Origin of the sequence: Nocardia sp. SSK8 (genome assembly GCF_037034205.1) — a bacterium.
Classification (GTDB): Bacteria; Actinomycetota; Actinomycetes; order Mycobacteriales; family Mycobacteriaceae; genus Nocardia.
Genome location: NZ_JBAGKD010000034.1, coordinates 1 through 626, shown reverse-complemented (window position 1 = coordinate 626; position 626 = coordinate 1). Strand labels below are relative to the sequence as shown.

Below are 626 nucleotides of genomic sequence, written 5' to 3'. Positions count from 1 at the left end.
AGCCTGAGAGGTGATGCGTAGTCGTTGAGACGAATTCAGTGATCCTATGCTGCCGAGAAAAGCCTCTAGTGAGTTGGTACACGGCCCGTACCCCAAACCGACACAGGTGGTCAGGTAGAGAATACTAAGGCGATCGAGAGAACTGTGGTTAAGGAACTCGGCAAAATGCCCCCGTAACTTCGGGAGAAGGGGGACCTCGCCTGGTGAGCGGATTTACTCCGGGAGCTGGGTGGGGTCGCAGAGACCAGAGAGAAGCGACTGTTTACTAAAAACACAGGTCCGTGCGAAGTCGTAAGACGATGTATACGGACTGACGCCTGCCCGGTGCCGGAAGGTTAAGAGGACCGGTTAGCTGCCCTTGGGTGGCGAAGCTGAGAATTTAAGCCCCGGTAAACGGCGGTGGTAACTATAACCATCCTAAGGTAGCGAAATTCCTTGTCGGGTAAGTTCCGACCTGCACGAATGGCGTAACGACTTCTCTGCTGTCTCAACCACAGACTCGGCGAAATTGCATTACGAGTAAAGATGCTCGTTACGCGCGGCAGGACGAAAAGACCCCGGGACCTTCACTATAGCTTGGTATTGGTGTTCGGTACGGTTTGTGTAGGATAGGTGGGAGACTGTGA

Annotated in this window: 1 rRNA gene; it reads left to right on the top strand. The window is 53.7% G+C overall.

The features are described 5' to 3' along the window. Positions 1-626 (top strand): 23S ribosomal RNA (locus tag WA675_RS27250); the annotation flags it as partial.